Here is a 17,792-nt window from a genome sequence, read left to right as displayed (position 1 = left end):
GTCGGTATGCGAGCCAGATCATGAATGAAATTTTGAACCTGTCCATTGGTTGTGAAAATTGTCCAATCCAGCACCGCGCCGTCTGTGCGCGCTGTGATGCGGGCGAACTCGAGCAGCTCGAAGCGATCAAATACTACAGGAGCTTTGAGGCCGGCCAAACCGTGATTTGGTCTGGTGATCGTATGGAGTTTGTTGGATCGGTGGTTTCAGGCATCGCGTCTTTGACACAAACGATGGAAGATGGTCGGACGCAGATGGTTGGCCTCTTGCTACCGAGCGACTTTGTTGGGCGCCCAGGGCGTGAGAGTGCGAGCTATGATGTGGTGGCGACGACGGATTTGGTCATGTGCTGCTTCCGCCGCAAACCCTTTGAAAAGATGATCAGCGAAACCCCTCATGTCGCTCAAAGACTGCTAGAGATGACGCTGGACGAATTGGACGCAGCACGTGAGTGGATGCTGGTGCTGGGGCGCAAAACTGCGCGAGAAAAGATTGCGAGCCTATTGTCGATCATTGGCCGTCGCGATGCATCGCTGAAGCTTGAGGGTATTTCCGGGAAGATGGTGTTCGACTTGCCGCTGACCCGTGAAGCCATGGCCGACTATCTCGGACTGACGCTTGAGACCGTGAGTCGCCAGATGTCAGCGCTCAAGCGAGATGGTGTGATCGAATTGGAAGGCAAACGTCATGTGACGGTGCCAAGCTTCCAGCGTCTTTTGGATGAAGCGGGTGACGACAGTGATGGCGGCCTGATGGCCTGAGGCTCAAGTATAGAGGTTTGGTTGAAACAAAGGCGCTCAAGAGCGCCCTTGTTTTCTGTTCACTTATCAGTGCGCTAGGAATACGGGGATGTTTGCCTGTTCCAGCATATTGCGCGTGGCTCCACCCAGAATGGCCTCGCGGAAACGCGAATGCCCATAGGCCCCCATCACGATCATGTCGGTTTTTGTGTCGGTCGCGTGACGTAGCAGCACGTCAGAGATCCGTGGCTGTGTTTTGGACAGTACGTCGACCTCAACGCGTACACCGTGGCGCGACAGGAATTGTGAAAGAAGACCGCCGGGGTCGGATCTGTTCGGCCCATGGGTCGGAGGGTCGATGACGACCACATGCACCACATCTGCCGCTTTCAGGAAGGGCAGCGCTGCGCGGGTCGCGACTAAAGCTTCCGCACTTTCGTTCCATCCGATCGAGATTGTTTTGGGGGTGGTGATTGGGGCGGCAGCTTCGGGCACCATCAGAACAGGGGCTTGTCCCTCAAAAAGCGCGGCTTCCAAAGTGGGCTCCAGCTCGGTGCCCTGTGTTTTCCCGTAGGGTTTGGGGAGAATCACCAAATCGGCAAAACGCGCACGTGCTGCGACGTGACGTCCAAGGTCCGCGATCTGCGCAACGCCGGTATCACACCCCCAACGAATGTTTGTCACGCTCAATGCTTCTGTTGCAGTTTGCTGGATGGCCTCGGCTTCATCGCGCGCCCGCCGCAACATCTCTTGCATCAGCATCGCATCTGCGCCTGCGTAAAAATAGCCTGTTTGAGAGCGATCGACTCCCAGCGCCAGTACATCAAGGTGTGCATCTTGTGTCTCGGCCAGAGCGACACCCTGTGCAAGTGGCGCCTTTGCGAAGTCTGAGTCCGTGAGGACGCAAAGCAAAGATCTGTAGTCCATTGTCACCTACCCGTGATATTAAGAGATGTATTTTAGATACGACTTTGCTGATCTGATTGTAGTGCAAGCCGCCCGTCTGCCAGCCAATACAGCGGCATGGGTCTTTTCTTTCCTTGATGCAGATCAAGGCGGTTGTGTCGCGGCAAGATCAAAACACGATCAGTCTAAATCAGCTTAGGGCCTGCAAGAATCAGGTCCAGCAAGACGAAGGGACGCGAAATGGTAAATTACTTCAAGCTGATCGCGCTTGGCCTCATCACATTCTTTGCGATGATTGCGGCCAACTACGCGCGTGATTTGGCTTATATGGTACACGCCCTCCTAATCGCGGGCGTGTCCTTTGGGCTGTTTATTTGGGTTCTGCGGGGGGTTGGCACGAAAGTCGTGCATCCGCAGGACGAGTACATGGATGATGTGATCCGGTTCGGGGTCATTGCTACCGCCTTTTGGGGCGTTGTGGGCTTTCTGGCAGGCGTGTTTATCGCGTTTCAGTTGGCGTTTCCGGTGCTCAACTTTGATTGGGCGCAGGGCTATGCCAACTTTGGCCGCCTCCGCCCACTCCACACTTCCGCTGTGATTTTTGCCTTCGGTGGCAATGCACTTCTGGCGACGTCTTTCTATGTTGTGCAGCGCACCAGCGCGGCGCGTCTTTGGGGCGGCAATCTGGCTTGGTTCGTTTTTTGGGGCTATCAGCTTTTTATCGTTCTGGCAGCAACAGGCTACCTTTTGGGCGGCACCCAATCCAAAGAATACGCGGAGCCTGAATGGTACGTTGACCTCTGGTTGACGGTTGTCTGGGTTGCTTATCTGGCCGTTTTCCTTGGCACAGTCATCAAGCGTAAAGAGCCGCATATCTATGTGGCCAACTGGTTCTTCCTGGCGTTTATCGTGACTGTGGCGATGCTGCACTTGGTGAACAATATGACCATCCCTGTGTCGATCTTTGGGTCCAAATCCGTGATCGTTTGGGCCGGTGTACAGGATGCCATGGTGCAGTGGTGGTATGGCCACAATGCTGTGGGCTTCTTCCTGACCGCGGGCTTCTTGGGTATGATGTACTACTTCATTCCGAAGCAGGCCGAACGTCCGGTGTTCTCCTACAAACTGTCGATCATCCACTTCTGGGCGCTGATCTTCCTGTATATCTGGGCGGGTCCACACCACCTGCATTATACCGCACTGCCTGACTGGGCTTCGACACTGGGCATGGTTTTCTCCATCGTTCTGTGGATGCCAAGCTGGGGTGGTATGATCAACGGTCTGATGACGCTGTCTGGCGCTTGGGATAAGCTGCGCACGGACCCGGTGATCCGTATGATGGTGATCTCTGTGGGTTTCTACGGCATGTCCACCTTCGAAGGCCCGATGATGTCCATCCGCGCGGTGAATTCTTTGAGCCACTACACCGACTGGACCATTGGTCACGTGCACTCTGGTGCGCTTGGTTGGAACGGTATGATCACTTTCGGCGCGTTGTACTTCCTTGTGCCTGTGCTTTGGAAACGTGAGCGTCTGTATTCTCTGCAACTTGTCAGCTGGCACTTCTGGCTCGCGACTATCGGCATCGTCCTCTATGCGGCCTCCATGTGGGTGACCGGCATTATGGAAGGTCTGATGTGGCGTGAAGTGGATGCCAATGGCTTCCTGGTGAACAGCTTTGCCGACACTGTGGCAGCGAAGTTCCCAATGTATGTGGTGCGTGGTCTGGGCGGTGTGATGTTCCTCGCAGGCTCCATCATCATGTGCTTCAACCTGTGGATGACTGTGCGTAAGGCACCGGCCAAAGAGGCCAGCCTCACCGTCGCAGTCCCGGCTGAATAAGGAGGGCCGGCAGCTATGGCTATTCTCGACAAACATAAGATCCTCGAGACCAACGCGACCCTCTTGCTTGTATGCAGCTTCTTGGTTGTGACCATCGGTGGCATCGTGCAAATCGCTCCGCTTTTCTGGCTGGAAAACACAATCGAAGACGTGGAAGGAATGCGTCCCTACACGCCTTTGGAACTGGCAGGTCGTGAGATTTATATCCGCGAAGGCTGTTATGTGTGCCACAGTCAGATGATCCGTCCGATGCGCGATGAAGTTGAGCGGTACGGTCACTATTCTCTGGCGGCAGAGTCCAAATATGACCACCCGTTCCAGTGGGGCTCCAAACGTACAGGGCCAGACCTTGCACGGGTTGGTGGACGCTACTCGGATGACTGGCATGTGGACCACCTGCGTGATCCTCAAGCGGTTGTGCCTGAATCTGTGATGCCGAAATACGGCTTCCTGGAAAACGCAAAGATCGACGGCAAGTACATCGGTGATCTGATGTCAACGCAGGCTCTGCTTGGTGTGCCATACACCGAGGAGATGGTGATCAATGCGCAGGCCGACTTTGCGGCGCAGGCAGATCCGGACAGCGACTATGATGGTCTTTTGGAGCGTTACGGAGAAGACAGCGTGGTCGTGCGCAACTTCGACGGGCAGTCCTATCTGACGGAAGCAGATGCACTGATCGCTTATCTTCAAATGCTGGGTACTTTGGTTGATTTCTCGACCTTCACCCCAGTGGCATCTCGTTAAGGAGGGGAATTGATGGAAACCTATTCCTTACTGCGCGAGTTTGCGGACAGCTGGATGCTTTTGTTCCTGTTCCTGTTCTTCATGGCCATTGTGTTCTGGGTATTTCGCCCAGGCGCAACCAAGGAGTACCGCGACACAGCCAACATCCCGTTCCGCCATGAAGACAAACCCGCCACGAATGAGGAGGCGCGGACATGAGCAAAGCACCAAAGAAGTTTGACAACGATCCGAGCACCACTGGTCACGAGTGGGACGGCATCGAAGAGTTCAACAATCCTTTGCCGCGTTGGTGGCTGTGGGTGTTCTACGCCACGATTGTGTGGGGCATTGGTTACACTATCGCCTATCCAGCATGGCCGGGCATCAGCAATGCAACCGCAGGTGTCATGGGGTGGTCCACACGGGCGATCATTGCCGCCGACCTTAAGGAAGCCGAGGACAAGCTTGCGCCGATCAACGCAAAGCTGGAAGCGGCTGAATTGACAGAAATCGCATCTGATCCCGAATTGGGGCCTTATGCGGTGTCTGCCGGGTCTGCAGTGTTCAAAACCTGGTGTGCACAATGTCACGGTTCAGGGGCGGCGGGTGCCAAAGGCTATCCAAACCTTCTGGACAATGACTGGCTCTGGGGTGGTGACATCGAGGCGATTTATACAACGATCAGCCACGGCATCCGCAACGAAGATGACGACGATGCGCGTTATTCTGAAATGCCTGCCTTTGGTGAACTTCTTGAAAAAGAAGAGATCGATCAGGTTGTGAATTTCGTGATGTCCTTGTCTGGTGAAGCTCCTGATCCGTCTTTGGTTGCTGCGGGCGCGGTCGTCTACGAAGACAACTGCTCTGCATGCCACATGGAAGATGGCACTGGTGACCGTGAACAAGGGGCGCCAAACCTTGTGGATGCGATCTGGCTCTATGGGGGAGACTACGACACTCTCAAAGAAACAGTCACCTACAGCCGCTATGGCGTGATGCCACCTTGGTCGCGTGACGCTTCGTCTGCGGGCCGCTTGACCGAGGCACAAGTGCGAGCTGTGTCGGCCTATGTGCACCAGCTTGGTGGCGGCGAGTAAATCGCAAGTCCATTTTAAAGAAACAGCCGTCCCAGATGTTGGGGCGGCTTTTTCTTTGGCCCAGTGTGAAGGTTTCTCGGAAAAACGGCACTTACTTGACCAAGATCAAGTTGGTTGAGATGCAAAGTTGCTAGTCTCTATCTAAGGGCAGCGCGAAGCAATCGCCGCTGTCCGTTGCCTGGGTGTTTGTTCACCAAGGTATTGGGTGCCGGTCAGTCCGTCCTGTTCGCGCGTTTCCTGGAAGGATCGGCACCCGCAACTCCCATCTCAGTCTAATTGCTGATTGTGCGTGCTCTTGGTTTGCGTGGCCCTTGCTCTTACATTGCAAGCGAACCCAAAGAGGCCGCGATGCAGAAACACCCCCGATATCATGCACATAAATCGACTCCCAAGGTGCTGGAAGCTGTCGGTATTTCTGTGGAGCGTGTGCTGAAGCGGTGCGGGTTGCCTTCGGACCTTTTCGAGATTGACCACCGGGGGCTGACTGCGGAACAGTTTTTTCTGCTGTGGCAAGCCATCGCGGATGAAGCAAACGATCCTGAGATCGCGATCACGATGGCAAGAACCATGGCGCAAGGTCCTTTCATCCCGGCTGTTTTCGCATTTTCATGCTCTCCGAATATCGCTGTTGGGCTGGAAAGGTTGTCCGTTTTCAAGCCGTTGGTGGCTCCAGTTAGGCTTGCGGTGATAGAGAGCGATCGCCATGTGGCGATGGAACTTCACGTGATAGACCCCAAGTTGAAGATACCAGAATGCATGGCTGCTTTTGAAATGGTGTATTTTCTGGAGCTGTGTAGAACATTTACTGGCGTGGATCTTTTGCCCGTGGAAGTTGGCGTGCCAGAGCTGATCGAGCACCAGGATGTCTATGATCGGTATTTTGGGCGCAGGGCAGTATTGTGCCGTGTGCCCCGGTTGACCCTTACAAAAGAAGATGCCCACCGTCCTTTGGTTTCGGAAAACCGCCAGCTGTGGGCAGGCTTTCGGCGGGAATTGCAACGCCAGTTGGCAGAGCAGAACCGAAATACATCCATGTCTGTGCGTGTGAGGAACGCTCTTTTGGAGCTGCTGCCAGCCGGCCAAGCATCCGTAGATGCGGTATGCGCGCGACTTGTGACAAGCCGTCGCAGCCTTCAGCGATATCTGAGTTCCGAGGGAATGACTTTTCAGTCGATCCTAGACAAAACGCGTTCTGACCTGTCACTTCACTACTTGGGGCAAGATGGGATGAGTGTCGAAGAAATCGCTTATTTACTTGGTTATCGCGACCCTAATTCCTTCTATCGCGCGTTCCAAAACTGGACAGGGCGGACACCTTCGCAGGTGCGCGGATCACTCAAATCGGAACTGGCGTAGACCTTTACATCACTCGACTGTGACGGCGCAAAGGTGAGTCACAGATGTGGGATTTGACCCATGTCAATGTTCTGTTGTGATAGGGTTGGGAAAAGACAGAACTAACTCTATTCCCAACATACGAGTGATTCCGTGAGCAAAAGTCCCGCACCTTCTCTCTACGCGGCACGAGAGCCAATCTTCCCCAAGCGCGTAAACGGCGCTTTCCGAAACATGAAATGGATCATTATGGCGGTGACGCTAGGGATCTATTATCTGACCCCCTGGTTGCGCTGGGATCGAGGGCCGAGCCTGCCTGATCAGGCGGTTCTGATCGATATGGCAAACCGTCGTTTCTTCTTCTTTATGATCGAAATTTGGCCTCACGAATTCTACTTCGTTGCCGGTTTGCTGATCATGGCTGGCTTGGGGCTGTTTCTGTTCACGTCAGCTTTGGGGCGTGTCTGGTGCGGCTATGCCTGTCCACAAACCGTATGGACGGATCTGTTTATTCTCGTGGAGCGATGGATCGAAGGGGATCGGAATGCGCGTTTGCGTTTGCATCGCCAGAAGAAACTTGATTTTCGCAAGGTGCGGCTGCGTATTACGAAATGGATTTCATGGCTGTTGATTGCGATGGCCACCGGAGGCGCGTGGGTGTTTTACTTCGCCGATGCCCCCACTCTAGCGATCAATCTCGTAACGGGTGCGGCACATCCAATTGCCTACACAACCATTGCCATCTTGACGTTCACCACTTTCTTGTTTGGTGGTTTCGCGCGAGAGCAGATCTGTATCTATGCCTGTCCTTGGCCGAGAATTCAGGCGGCGATGATGGACGAGGATACTTTGACAATTGGCTATCGCGATTGGCGCGGTGAACCTCGTGGGAAAGTCCAGAAAGGCAAAGAGAGCGAAACGGGTGACTGTATCAACTGTATGGCGTGTGTGAATGTCTGCCCGATGGGGATCGATATTCGTGATGGGCAACAGATGGAGTGCATCACTTGCGGCCTGTGTATCGATGCCTGCGACGACATCATGGAAAAAATCGGGAAGCCCCGCGGGCTGATCGACTATCTGGCTCTGTCTGACGAAGAGCGCGAACGCTCTGGCGAGCCACCGCGCAGTGTCTGGAAACATGCATTCCGACCGCGAACCATCATGTACACTACGCTTTGGTCTTTGGTGGGTATCGGTCTTGTTGTGGCGCTGTTCCTGCGGTCAGACATTGAGGCAACTGTTGCGCCGGTGCGTAACCCGACATATGTCACGCTGTCTGATGGCTCTATTCGCAATACCTATGAGGTGCGCTTGCGGAACAAACATGGCGATGACCGGATGTTCAGAATATCCTTGAAAGGTGACCCGGCTTTGCGTGTGCAGATTGAGGGCACGCCTTACGAAGCGGTGCCGGTGCCTGCAGACCAAATGCGTAATCAGCGCGTGTATGTGATTGCGCCGGCTGGCTCACTCCCGGCTGACAGTGAGACAACTCCGTTCCGTTTCTGGTTTGAAGATGTAAGCAACGGTGACCGGGTATACAAAGACACGATCTTCAACGGAAAGGCCCAATGATGGCGGACGAACGCGCGGAGAAAAAGTTTACAGGACTTCATTTTCTCCTGATCTTTGTGGGAGCCTTTGGGGTGATCATCGCCGTGAACCTGGCTTTGGCGTGGAATGCCGTTGCGACCTTTCCCGGACTGGAGGTGAAGAACTCCTACGTTGCCAGCCAACAGTTCGATGAGCGTCGTGATGCACAAGAAGCGCTTGGCTGGGATGTCTCAGCGCGTGCCGCCGGAGGGCTGTTGATCCTATCAATCAAAGATGCCGACGGTAAGTCCATTCAGGTGACCAATCTTGAGGCCGTGCTTGGACGTGCCACCCATGTCAAAGATGACCGAGAACCCGAGTTTCAGTTCGATGGGAGAGCCTATGTCGCGCGCGAAGAGCTTACACCCGGGAACTGGAATATCCGGATGAAGGCAACCGCGCTTGATGGCACCGCATTTGAACAGCGTGTTGTGCTTCATATTGATGAGGGTTGATCCGTGACAGCAGCATTGCGCCCGGGGCTTTCTGCCTGTCCAGCCTGTGACGCCGCTCCTGCGGCAGAGGCGCTGGCGGAAAATGCCTTGCAACAAGAAGATGCGCGTATCGCACTTTCGGTGCCCGGCGTGCATTGCGCCGCTTGTATTGCAACGGTGGAAGGCGCGTTGACCGCGCACCCCGGGGTGACCTCTGCACGGGTTAATCTGACGCTCAAGCGGGCTTCCGTTGAAGCGGAGGCTGGGGTTTCCGCTGAGGACCTCGCGAAAACGCTGGAAAAAATTGGCTATGAAGCCCATGAACTGGATGCTGGTACGCTAAGCGCCACTGAGGCAGACAAGGCCGGGCGTGATCTGCTGATGCGTCTCGCGGTTGCTGGGTTTGCCTCCATGAATGTGATGTTGCTCTCTGTTTCCGTGTGGTCGGGTGCAGAAACTGCGACACGGGATATGTTCCACTGGATTTCGGCCGCCATCGCACTGCCGACAATTGTTTTTTCAGGCAAACCGTTTTTCACGCATGCTTGGAGTGCGTTGAAGCACCGGCGTCTGAACATGGATGTGCCGATCGTTTTGGCTATTCTTCTGGCTGTTGTGACGTCCCTTTGGGAAACCTCTTTGTCAGGGGAACACGCCTATTTTGACGCGGCTCTGACCTTGGTGTTTTTTCTGCTGGCTGGGCGCTATCTGGATCATCGCACGCGTGCCGTAGCGCGTTCTGCTGCTGAGGAACTGGCCGCACTTGAGGTGCCGCGGGCCATTCGAATTGTGGATGGCGACGAGGAGACGGTTGCTGTCAGGGACCTTAAGGTAGGTGATGTGATCCAGGTGCGGCCGGGCGGGCGCATGCCTGTTGATGGCGAGATCATAGAAGGGCAATCTGAATTGGATCGCTCCCTTCTGACAGGGGAGACAGTTCCTGTCTTTGCGCAGCCGGGTCAACATGTCAGTGCGGGGGAAGTCAACCTGACAGGCCCCCTTCTGATCCGCGCCAGTGCGGTTGGGGAACAGACCAGCTTGCATCGTATGGCAGATCTGGTGGCCGTGGCTGAGGCGGGCCGTTCCAACTACACGTCCCTAGCGGATAAGGCCGCCAAACTCTATGCGCCCGGCGTCCACATCCTATCAGCGTTGAGCTTTCTTGGGTGGTACCTCTACACCTTTGATGTACGCACTGCGCTGAACATTGCGGCAGCGGTTCTGATTATCACGTGCCCCTGTGCTTTGGGGTTGGCGGTGCCTGCTGTGACCACGGCTGCGTCTGGGCGCTTGTTTCGCAAAGGCATGCTCATCAAGCATAGCACCGCGCTGGAGCGTATGGCGCAGGTCGATACAGTGGTGTTTGACAAAACGGGCACTTTGACCGCAGGCACGCCGGAGCTCACCAATTTAGAAGAGTTCTCCAACGAACAGTTAGGCGTCGCCTTGGCGCTTGCTCTGGGCTCGGCACATCCGCTCAGCATGGCTTTGAGCAAAGCGGCGCAAGCGGCGGGGATCCGTCCCGCGCGGGTGAGCGACATTGAGGAAGTCCCGGGGTATGGCACACAGGGGCGCATGGACGGACAGCTTGTACGTCTTGGGCGTGCCAGTTGGGTCGGCGCACAGGCCGGTGATCGGACGGCGGCATATTTGTCTGTGGGGGATCAGCCTGCGCGTGGGTTTTTCTTTGCTGATGCGTTGCGCGCTGGCGCAGAGGAGGCCGTTAAGGTGCTTCAGAAGTCGGGTAAGGAGGTCGTGTTGATTTCCGGCGATACGGCAGGTGCGGTTGAGGCGCTTGCGTTGCGCTTGGGGATCAAACGCTGGGTTGCGGAGGCGCTGCCAGCAGATAAGGCCAAACGTGTACAGGCATTCACTCAAGAAGGCCGTCATGTTCTGATGGTTGGGGATGGTCTCAACGATACGGCCGCTTTGGCGGCGGCACATGTCTCCATATCACCAGCCTCCGCTTTGGATGCAGCACGCGTGGCTTCCGATATTGTCCTGCTCGGCGGCGACCTGTCGCCCATTCCAACCGCAATTGACACCGCACAGAGTGCCACACGCCGTATTCGCGAAAATTTCCGCATTGCCACTGTGTACAATGTGATCGCGGTGCCTTTGGCTGTCGTCGGGCTGGCAACCCCTCTGATCGCTGCCTTGGCGATGTCTTTGTCGTCTATTACAGTATCGCTGAACGCGCTCCGACTAAGGTAATACAATGCAGGTTCTTTCCTACTTGATCCCTATTTCGCTCCTGTTGGGGGGCGTTGGCCTGTTGGCGTTTCTCTATACTGTGAGGTCCAATCAATATGATGACCCGGAAGGGGATGCGCAGCGTATTTTATCGGGTCAATATGATGACCGGCCCAAGCAGTAGGCGCGATGGGATTATACATAGCAAAACGCCTTCCCTGTTGTCGCAGTGGAAGGCGTTTTGATTTTAGCGTGTTCTCAAGGCGATCAGCTCGGACCGAGCGTGTAGCAGGTGATTTGGCGCGCCTGTAGGCGACGGCAGGCAAGATCCGCAGTGTCTTTGGACAGCCCTAAGAAGTTCGCTTCAAAGCCGCGTGAGTTTTTCTCTACTTTGCGCAAGCTGCCATCCAGTGTCGCCATCTCCGCCAGAGCCGTTTTCAGCAACATTTTTTCGGCGGCATAGCGGCTGTTGTAGCGGCCGACATTGATGCCCCAATGACGTCCACCGGCGGTGGAAATTCGGGTGACAACTTTGGGCTCGGGCGGCGGTGTCGGCTCTTCTTTGAGGCTGGCGAGCGTGATGCTGCCATCTTCCTGAGCTTGCAACAGAGCGGATTGGATATCGTGCTCAATCACCGTGGCACTTGCGACCAATGTGGTATCCGCTGTGGTTGCATCAGCAACCACGGGTGCCTGTTGTTCGGTCGCTTGTGTTGGGCGCAGAACCGGACGTAGAGACTTTTTGACGGCAGTCGCAACGCGGATCGTTTTACCCGCAGGTTTGACTGTGCCCTGATAATTCGGGACATCCGGCTTGCGCAGGGCCACACGGCTTGCAGATCTGGTGAAACCCATATCAAGAAGCTCGGCCACGCGGGCGTTGCGTGTCGCGGTTGAGCGCCCGCCAAAGACCGTTGCGATCACGCGTTTGTTGCCACGTTCAGCGGAGGCCACGAGGTTGAAACCTGCGGCACGGGTGTAACCGGTTTTGATTCCGTCGGCTCCTCTGTAGGCAGCCAGAAGGCGACGGTTTGTATTGTTGACTGTCTTGATGCCCGCACTTGTGGAGCGGCGGGAGAAGAGATTGTAGTAATCCGGATAATCATAGAGCACGTGACGCCCCAGCGTTGTCATGTCGCGCGCTGTGGACATATGCCCGCTTTCCGTAAGGCCATGTGCGTTTTTGAACGTCGTGTTGGACATGCCAAGGGCCTTTGCTGTGCGGTTCATTCGGCGCGCAAAAGCGGCCTCCGATCCTTCCAGCGCTTCGCCAATGGCGGTGGCCGCATCATTGGCGGATTTTACAGCTGCGGCGCGGATAAGATAACGGAGGGCAATACGCTGCCCTGCGACCAACCCGAGTTTAGAGGGGGGCTCTGCTGCGGCATTTTTGGAAATCTTAACTTTGGTATCGAGACTGATTTCACCGTTCTCGACAGCTTCAAAGGCGATGTAGAGCGTCATCATCTTTGTCAGCGAAGCTGGGTGCAGTCGTGTATCCGCGTTGCGGCTGTGCAACACTTTGCCATTGCGTGCATCAATGACCATCGCCGCATAGGGCGCTGCAAAAGACACTACAGGTGCCAATGCAACACAGAACGCAAGCGTCATGAAAAATAGCCCGAATCGGGCCGGCTGTTTGCGCCGAGCCTTCACTTGAACTGCCCTTATATCTGCCTCTGGCCGCCGATTTTTCGGTCTAACCTTAATTATTGGGATGACGCTAGCACAGGCACTCAAACGAATAAAGTCTCTGTTTCCAGAGTGTCGTCCGCTGGGATCACCTTCGTGAGAGGATCTTGTGGCCTTGTTTGCAATAGCCACAAGACTTGTTCTCATCGGGTAAGATCAGAGATTTGCGATATGTGACAAAACATCGGACAGTGATGAAAGAGCCACAAAGCGTGCATGATTTTTTGGCACTTCTGCTTGCTCTAAGGCCCATGCAGGGCCATTGGGAACATGTACAGCCCAGCTTCCCACGCTCAGCGCTGGTAGGATGTCAGACCGCAGCGAGTCGCCGATCATCATGGCGTGTTGTGGGCCCTCTGCATGTTGGGTGAATGTTCGCTCATAGATTGCCGGAGTTTTGTGGCTGACAATTTCCACCCAATCGAAAAAATCCCCAAGACCAGACTGCGCCAACTTGCGTTCCTGATCCAGAAGGTCACCCTTGGTGATCAATAGGAGCCTGTGAGATTTGGAAAGCGTTTCCACAACGTCACCGGCGCCTGGCAGAAGGTCAATCGGATGGGCCAGCATATCGCGTCCGCAGGCCATCAGTTCCGAGATCACAGAGGCTGGAACAGTTTCTTCTGTGACCTCAATTGCGGTTTCGATCATGGACAATACAAAACCTTTGATGCCAAAGCCGTAGTGCCCAACGTTTCTGCGCTCCGCCTCCAAGAGGCGTTCGTGCAGGTGCTCGGGTTCGGTGTAGTCCGCAAGCAAATCTGCGAAATGTGCCTGCGTGAGGCGAAAAAACCGTTCTGTATGCCACAACGTATCATCTGCATCAAAAGCCACGGTGGTGAGGGAAACTGGCATGAAAAACTTCCGATTGTTGCAGACCTCTTTTCTAATTCCATCTTCAGGCTATATAAACAGCAAACCACAGACCGGATTCTTGTGAATATGCCTTTTGGGAACGTACAAATGACGATGGGTGATGACGACGGCGGAGACGTTGGGGTCGCACTGGAAACACGTGTGCGCACCAAAAAACCACCTTTGTACAAGGTGTTGCTGCTGAACGATGACTATACTCCGATGGAGTTTGTCGTGCATGTGCTGGAGCGCTTTTTTGGCATGACCCACGCTCAGGCGTTTGAAATCATGCTTACGGTGCACAAGAAAGGTGTGGCCGTCGTTGGCGTGTTCAGCCATGAAATTGCGGAAACCAAAGTCACGCAGGTGATGGATTTGGCACAACGTCATCAACATCCATTGCAATGCACCATGGAGAAGGAGTGATCGGCGTAGGCCGATCTCCGAAGAGCGATGTCTCACAATAGATTGTCTTTGGCCGTTGAAGAGCACGGCCTGTCCCTTCCTGCGGAGGGCCGCTTGGCCGTTTTCGCCCCACGCGTTGGTTATGATCTCAGCTTGCTGCCGCGTGAGAGATGCGATGTCATCCAACCGTTAAAACCTGATTTTGATACCTTTGAGGCGGCTGGCTATGCCGCAAAGGTCGCAGAAGAGCCTGGCACATATGCTGCCGCTATTGTGGTTGTCCCGCGGGCCAAAGCGCAGGCGCGCGATCTGATTGCTCGCGCTGCGCAGGTTGCTGATATTGTCATTGTCGATGGCCAGAAGACGGATGGCGTCGACAGTCTCTACAAAGAATGTCGTAAGCGAGGCGAGGTGCTTGGGAGCTTTGCCAAGGCGCATGGCCGCCTGTTCTGGTTTTCTGGGGGAGACTTTGAAGATTGGCGCGCGGGGCCTGCGCGCCAGATCGATGAGGGCTTTGAAACCCGCCCCGGTGTCTTCAGTGCCGATGGCATTGATCCGGCGTCTCAGCTTTTGGTGGCAAGCCTGCCGAACAAACTTGGGCGTGTTGTGGCGGATCTTGGCGCTGGCTGGGGATTTCTGTCACGCCATGTGGCCGCGCGTGATGGTGTTGAGGTGATGCATTTGGTTGAGGCGGATCACGTTGCTCTGGAATGTGCCCGCACCAATGTGAAAGACGCACGGGCCCAGTTTCATTGGTCTGATGCGACCAACTTTAAACCTGGCCACCGGGTGGATACGGTTGTGATGAACCCACCGTTTCACACCGGACGCAAAGCGGAACCCGATCTTGGAAAAGCCTTTATTTTGGCCGCTGCCAAGATGTTGGCGCCCACGGGCCAACTCTTTATGGTGGCAAACCGGCATTTGCCTTATGAAGCTACGCTAAGAGAGGCGTTTCAGCAGGTCGAAGAAGTTGCTGGCGACACACGCTTCAAAGTTTTGCAGGCGCAACGACCAAGCCGCACACGTGGGTGAAACAGACTTTGTTTGACAATTGTGACAGCGTTATGGGGATCGTGAATGTCATTTTCTATTTCAGGTAAGACGGCCATCATCACGGGGTCGGCCAATGGTATCGGCCTCGCTGTCGGGCGGCATTTCTTGGAACATGGTGCGAATGTCATGTTTGCGGATTTGGATGAGAAAAGCCTGTGTTCGGAGTTTGGGGAACGACCAGAAGAAGGCAATGTGCGTTATTTTGCGGGGGATCTGCGCGAAAAGTTAACGATCAACAATTTGATTTCGGCGACGATTGATGCCTTCGATCAGGTAGATATCCTGATCAACGGCTGTCGTCAGGTGACGACCAGCGATCCGTTGGATCCGGATGATGAATCCGTTGAGCTGATGTTGCAGCAGAACCTGATGACATCGCTCAAGTTAAGCCAGATCGTGGCCAAGCGGATGATCAAACAGGCCGAGGGCAAAGAAGAGGGCAGTGCGGGTACGATTGTGAACCTCTCTTCCATTGCTGCCCAACGCTCTCAGCCGGATCTGCTTGGCTATTCCGTTGCGACGGCCGCGTTGGATCAGATGACGCGTGCTTTGGCTGTGGCTCTGGCGCCGGAACGTATCCGCGTGAATGCGGTGGCGATTGGATCCGTGATGTCCGCAAGCTTGCAAACCGCGCTGAAAGACAATCGCGATTGCCGTAATGAAATCGAGCAACACACGCCACTGGGGCGTATTGCGGCGCCGGGTGAATTGGCGGATGCGATACAGTTTTTGTCCTCAGAGGCTTCGGGTTTCATGACAGGGCAGATCGTGACCGTTGACGGTGGTCGCTCACTGCTGGACACGGTCAGCACGCCGGCACATTAGAACAAAGCTTGCTTTGTAAGACGCGGCGAAGAACGGAGGAGGGGCGGATGAGCGCATCCATGGAAACGGAAAAGCAAACAGCCAGCACGTGGTTTCGCACATTACGTGATGAGATTGTTGCGGCTTTTGAAGGGCTTGAGGATAGCCACTCGGAAGGCCCCTTTGCGGATCAGGCCGCAGGCCGGTTCGAAGTCACAGAAACGAAACGCGCCGGTGCAGATGGGGAGGATGCGGGCGGCGGCCTTATGTCTGTGATGCGCGGCGGGCGTGTTTTTGAAAAAGTTGGCGTGAATGTCTCCACGGTTTATGGCCAGTTGGGAGAGCGGGCGCAGATGGCCATGGCGGCGCGCAAAGGGCTGCCAGGCATGAAAGATGACTCTCGGTTCTGGGCGTCAGGCATCAGTCTGGTGGCGCATATGCAGAACCCGCATTGTCCGGCAGTTCACATGAACACGCGAATGTTCTGGACGCCACATGGCTGGTGGTTTGGCGGCGGTTCTGATCTGAACCCCTGTTTGGAATATGAGGCAGATACGGCGCATTTCCACAGTGTGCAGAAAGCCCATTGCGATCGGCACGGAACAGCCCACTACCCACGGCTTAAAGCCTGGGCGGATGAGTATTTCTATATTCCGCATCGCAATCGTGCGCGTGGCGTGGGCGGGATTTTCCTTGATGATCACAACAGCGGTGACTGGGCGGCGGATTTCGTCTTTATCCAAGACATCGGGCGGGCCTTTTTGCCTGCGTTCCTGCCGCTGATTGAAAAGCGCCGGGTGCAATCCTTTGGGGATGCAGAGAAAGAGGCGCAGCTGGTGCATCGTGGTCTCTATGCGGAATACAATTTGGTCTATGATCGGGGGACGAAATTTGGGCTGGAAACCGGGCATGACGCCAATGCGGTTTTGATGAGCCTGCCGCCACTTGCAAAGTGGATCTGATAGAAAAAGCGCCGGAGAAATCCGGCGCTTTTTTGATTTAAACATGTGGATCCGCGTTTAGCCGCGCCAGTCAAAGAAACCGGCACCGCCACGTGCAAGAAGCTGGCCTGCCATGATTTTTCCAAGCTCTGCGCCGTCTTCAATTGGGGCTGTTTGATCTTCGCTGAGGCTTTCCGAGCCGTCTGGACGCAGGACTTCGCCACGCAGGCGCAGGGTGTTGCCGTCGAGCTCTGCCAGTGCGGCGATGGGGGTTTCGCAAGACCCATCGAGTGCGGCCAGGAAAGCGCGTTCCGCAGCAAGACGTTGGCCGGTTGGCGTATCGTGAATCGCCTCCAGCAGCGCAGCAGTGTTCATATCATCGGCGCGGCGTTCAATACCGATAGCCCCTTGAGCGACAGCGGGCAGCATATCTTCGGGTGCGATTGCGCTTGTGGCGACATGGGCCATGTCCAGACGGTTCAGGCCGGCCATGGCGAGGAAGGTGCAATCCGCGACATTGTCCGCGAGCTTCTTCAAGCGGGTTTGCACGTTGCCGCGAAACTCCACCACGTTGAGATCTTTGCGAAAATTCAACAGCTGCGCACGGCGACGCAGGCTGGAGGTGCCCACAGTTGCCCCCGCAGGCAGATCTGCCAGAGAGGCGTGATTTGGCGAGACAAAGGCATCGCGCGTGTCTTCACGCGGCAGATAGGTGTCGAGCAGAAGACCTTGGGGTTGCAACACCGGCATATCCTTCATGGAATGCACTGCGATGTCGATGCGACCTGCGCTGAGGGCTTCTTCAATTTCCTTTGTAAACAGGCCCTTGCCGCCGAGTTCTTTCAGAGGTTTGTCTTTTGCGATCAGCTGAGCGTTATCGCCGGATGTGGTGATCACCACGATCTCGAAGGCCTCTTCTGCGAGGTCAAAGGCCGCCATCAACCTGCGCCGGGTTTCGTAGGCCTGCGCCAAAGCGAGCGGAGAGCCGCGGGTGCCAATTTTCAGCGTTGAGTCGGGGGTGGGCAAAGTCACTGTCATAGGCGCTTGGATAGCTGTGACAGGGTGTCCTGACAAGCGCCGTGGTCTTGACATCTTGCCGCTGTTGCCAGACCACGAACAGGAAACACAGGAGAGGGTTACCATGGCCGAGAAGACGATCTTGCGGGCGCT

Annotated in this window: 18 protein-coding genes; 14 read left to right on the top strand and 4 right to left on the bottom strand. The window is 55.4% G+C overall.

The genetic code is table 11. From position 1 onward, the window contains the following. The first annotated feature begins 20 nt into the window (after positions 1-20). Positions 21-761, top strand: a complete 741-nt coding sequence (fnrL, locus tag SHM7688_RS09045) for a transcriptional regulator FnrL (protein ID WP_058239606.1) — start codon at positions 21-23, stop codon at positions 759-761. Between the two features lie 66 nt (positions 762-827). On the opposite strand, the gene SHM7688_RS09040 is transcribed toward fnrL, so the two are convergent. Then, positions 828-1,667, bottom strand: coding sequence for a universal stress protein (locus tag SHM7688_RS09040; RefSeq protein ID WP_058239605.1), 840 nt, complete (start codon positions 1,665-1,667; stop codon positions 828-830). A gap of 219 nt (positions 1,668-1,886) precedes the next feature. Between SHM7688_RS09040 and ccoN the strand changes: the two genes are divergently transcribed. The 9 genes from ccoN (at position 1,887) to ccoS (ending at position 11,053) form a co-directional block, all read left to right on the top strand. Beyond that, positions 1,887-3,488: a cytochrome-c oxidase, cbb3-type subunit I gene (gene ccoN / locus SHM7688_RS09035; protein WP_058239604.1), complete on the top strand. Its 1,602-nt coding sequence runs from the start codon at positions 1,887-1,889 to the stop codon at positions 3,486-3,488. 15 nt (positions 3,489-3,503) lie between these two features. Continuing rightward, on the top strand, positions 3,504-4,235 hold the full coding sequence (gene ccoO / locus SHM7688_RS09030; RefSeq protein ID WP_058239603.1) for a cytochrome-c oxidase, cbb3-type subunit II: 732 nt from the start codon (positions 3,504-3,506) through the stop codon (positions 4,233-4,235). Positions 4,236-4,247: 12 nt separating this feature from the next. Beyond that, entirely contained in the window at positions 4,248-4,433 is a 186-nt protein-coding gene (locus SHM7688_RS09025) for a CcoQ/FixQ family Cbb3-type cytochrome c oxidase assembly chaperone (protein ID WP_058239602.1), read from the top strand. Continuing rightward, complete coding sequence (ccoP, locus tag SHM7688_RS09020; protein WP_058239601.1) at positions 4,430-5,311, top strand: cytochrome-c oxidase, cbb3-type subunit III; 882 nt, start codon at positions 4,430-4,432, stop codon at positions 5,309-5,311. Before SHM7688_RS09025 ends, ccoP begins: the two co-directional genes overlap by 4 nt. 348 nt (positions 5,312-5,659) lie before the next feature. Beyond that, positions 5,660-6,667, top strand: coding sequence for an AraC family transcriptional regulator (locus tag SHM7688_RS09015; RefSeq protein ID WP_144432533.1), 1,008 nt, complete (start codon positions 5,660-5,662; stop codon positions 6,665-6,667). 132 nt (positions 6,668-6,799) lie between these two features. Continuing rightward, entirely contained in the window at positions 6,800-8,224 is a 1,425-nt protein-coding gene (gene ccoG, locus SHM7688_RS09010) for a cytochrome c oxidase accessory protein CcoG (protein ID WP_058239599.1), read from the top strand. Continuing rightward, positions 8,224-8,697, top strand: coding sequence for a FixH family protein (locus SHM7688_RS09005; RefSeq protein ID WP_058239711.1), 474 nt, complete (start codon positions 8,224-8,226; stop codon positions 8,695-8,697). Before ccoG ends, SHM7688_RS09005 begins: the two co-directional genes overlap by 1 nt. Before the next feature lie 3 nt (positions 8,698-8,700). Next, positions 8,701-10,890 carry a heavy metal translocating P-type ATPase gene (locus SHM7688_RS09000; RefSeq protein ID WP_058239598.1) on the top strand — a complete coding sequence of 730 codons (2,190 nt, stop codon included), beginning with the start codon at positions 8,701-8,703 and terminating at the stop codon, positions 10,888-10,890. 4 nt (positions 10,891-10,894) lie between these two features. After that, positions 10,895-11,053 (top strand): cbb3-type cytochrome oxidase assembly protein CcoS, encoded by a 159-nt coding sequence (ccoS, locus tag SHM7688_RS08995; protein ID WP_058239597.1) that lies wholly within the window; start codon positions 10,895-10,897, stop codon positions 11,051-11,053. A gap of 83 nt (positions 11,054-11,136) precedes the next feature. Here the strand turns inward: ccoS and SHM7688_RS08990 are convergent, their stop codons facing one another. Then, positions 11,137-12,480, bottom strand: coding sequence for a D-alanyl-D-alanine carboxypeptidase family protein (locus SHM7688_RS08990; protein WP_058239596.1), 1,344 nt, complete (start codon positions 12,478-12,480; stop codon positions 11,137-11,139). 237 nt (positions 12,481-12,717) lie between these two features. After that, positions 12,718-13,416, bottom strand: a complete 699-nt coding sequence (locus tag SHM7688_RS08985; RefSeq protein ID WP_058239595.1) for an HAD family hydrolase — start codon at positions 13,414-13,416, stop codon at positions 12,718-12,720. A 108-nt stretch (positions 13,417-13,524) separates the two neighbouring features. On the opposite strand from SHM7688_RS08985, the gene clpS reads away from it, so the two are divergent. Genes clpS through hemF form a run of 4 tightly spaced genes read left to right on the top strand, consistent with a single transcriptional unit; the run spans position 13,525 to position 16,643 of the window. Next, positions 13,525-13,842, top strand: a complete 318-nt coding sequence (gene clpS, locus SHM7688_RS08980; protein ID WP_223229228.1) for an ATP-dependent Clp protease adapter ClpS — start codon at positions 13,525-13,527, stop codon at positions 13,840-13,842. 27 nt (positions 13,843-13,869) lie between these two features. Next, on the top strand, positions 13,870-14,856 hold the full coding sequence (locus SHM7688_RS08975; protein ID WP_058239593.1) for a class I SAM-dependent methyltransferase: 987 nt from the start codon (positions 13,870-13,872) through the stop codon (positions 14,854-14,856). Positions 14,857-14,901: 45 nt separating this feature from the next. Then, entirely contained in the window at positions 14,902-15,702 is an 801-nt protein-coding gene (locus SHM7688_RS08970; RefSeq protein ID WP_058239592.1) for an SDR family NAD(P)-dependent oxidoreductase, read from the top strand. Between the two features lie 47 nt (positions 15,703-15,749). Then, the gene (hemF, locus tag SHM7688_RS08965) at positions 15,750-16,643 is read left to right on the top strand and encodes an oxygen-dependent coproporphyrinogen oxidase (protein WP_058239591.1); all 894 of its coding nucleotides are present in this window, start codon (positions 15,750-15,752) and stop codon (positions 16,641-16,643) included. 57 nt (positions 16,644-16,700) lie between these two features. On the opposite strand, the gene hemC is transcribed toward hemF, so the two are convergent. Beyond that, a complete protein-coding gene (gene hemC / locus SHM7688_RS08960) occupies positions 16,701-17,660 on the bottom strand; it encodes a hydroxymethylbilane synthase (protein ID WP_058239590.1) in 960 nt (319 codons plus the stop codon). Positions 17,661-17,792: the final 132 nt, after the last annotated feature.

Source organism: Shimia marina (assembly GCF_001458175.1).
Classification (GTDB): domain Bacteria; phylum Pseudomonadota; class Alphaproteobacteria; order Rhodobacterales; family Rhodobacteraceae; genus Shimia; species Shimia marina.
Note: the sequence above shows the minus strand (reverse complement) of the source record. Positions and strands in the feature narration are given on the sequence as shown.